Here is a 1,242-nt window from a genome sequence, read left to right on the forward strand (position 1 = left end):
AAGTGGATCGGCGCGCAGCGCCGAGCCGGATGAGGGGTGCTGGAAGAAACGAGGCGTCGGAAAATTCAATGCTTTTAGGTACTTAAACCTGCGACGCCCCATTCCGTCCAACACCCCTCATCCATCCGAGCTTCGCTCGGCCACCTTCTCCCACAAGGGGAGAAGGGGAGCGTCGCCGCTACGCCGCCTTCAGCCGCCCGCTGATGAAGCGGAACTCCTGCGATTTGCCGCCGAAGCCGTAGGCCGCCGCCGGCACCTCATGCACGAAGGCGTAGCTTTCCTCGTGCACGCCGCCGAGCAGGCGGCCGAAGGCTTCGAAGATCGTCTTGAGATAGGCTTCGAGCTCCAACTTGGTGTTGGTGCCATCCACCACCTTGATATCGAGCCAGAAGGTGTTCGTCCCATGCTCGGCCAGCGACTTGCCGCCGGCGAACCAGTGCTGCGGGTCGATATAGCTGACCGCGACGGCGGTGATGGTAGGGTCCTTGCGCAGATGCGTGGCCGTGATCTCGGTGATGTCCTTCGCGATCGCGGCGGAAAGTTTTGCGTCCGGCTTGCCGGTGACGCTGACATTGATGATCGGCATTTTTCTCTCCTGCGTTGGAGCGGCTTCGCGCCGCCGATGGAGGGACCATGCCACCATCATAACATCAAGAAAATCGAATTGTTTTTGACAAAAGATTCGATATCATCGAAGTATGGAAATGCTCGATCCTGATCTCCTGAAAACCTTCCTTGCCTTCGTCGACGGCGGATCGCTGTCAAAGGCTGCATCCACGGTTGGCCGCACGCCGTCGGCGGTGACCGCGCAGATGCAGCGGCTGGAAGAAATCGTCGGCGAGCCATTGCTGGTCCCGCAGGGCAGGGGACGGGGGCTGACGCCGGCCGGCGAGGACCTTGTCGGTCACGCGCGGCGCATCATTGCCGTCCAGACCGAGGCCTGGCTGGCGCTGAAAGGCGCGCGCGCCGGTGGGCGCATCGCTATCGGCACGACGCAGGACTTTGCCGACCACGGGCTGCCCGACCTTTTGCGCGCCTTCGCGGTCAGCCATCCGCGCGTCAGGATCGAGCTGCGCGTCGGCCGCTCCCTGGAGCTCGAGTCAGCGCTGCAGGCAGGTCAGTTGGACCTCGCGATCACCATGCGCCATGCCCCTTCGCCGGATGAAGCGGCCCTCATCAGCGAGCCGATGCTGTGGCTCTGCTCGGAAAAAGGATTGGCGACGCGGCAGGAAGCAGTGCCGC

At 63.0% G+C, this 1,242-nt stretch carries 2 protein-coding genes; one reads left to right on the forward strand and one right to left on the reverse strand.

Annotation, left to right across the window (positions count from 1 at the left end; translation table 11 throughout):
- Window positions 1-178 precede the first annotated feature (178 nt).
- A complete protein-coding gene (locus EOA38_RS37135) occupies window positions 179-586 on the reverse strand; it encodes a 4-oxalocrotonate tautomerase family protein (protein WP_126094881.1) in 408 nt (135 codons plus the stop codon).
- 112 nt (window positions 587-698) lie between these two features.
- Here EOA38_RS37135 and EOA38_RS37140 point away from each other — a divergent pair.
- Window positions 699-1,242, forward strand: a 544-nt coding sequence (locus EOA38_RS37140; protein ID WP_127301544.1) for a LysR substrate-binding domain-containing protein, incomplete at its 3' end; no start/stop codon positions are given.

Source organism: Mesorhizobium sp. M1E.F.Ca.ET.041.01.1.1, from assembly GCF_003997355.1.
In the GTDB taxonomy this organism is placed as follows: Bacteria; Pseudomonadota; Alphaproteobacteria; order Rhizobiales; family Rhizobiaceae; genus Mesorhizobium.

Excerpts from the sequence above, each read along its gene's own strand:
- EOA38_RS37135 (WP_126094881.1), bottom strand. The coding sequence starts at position 586 with ATGCCGATCATCAATGTCAGCGTCACCGGCAAGCCGGACGCAAAACTT.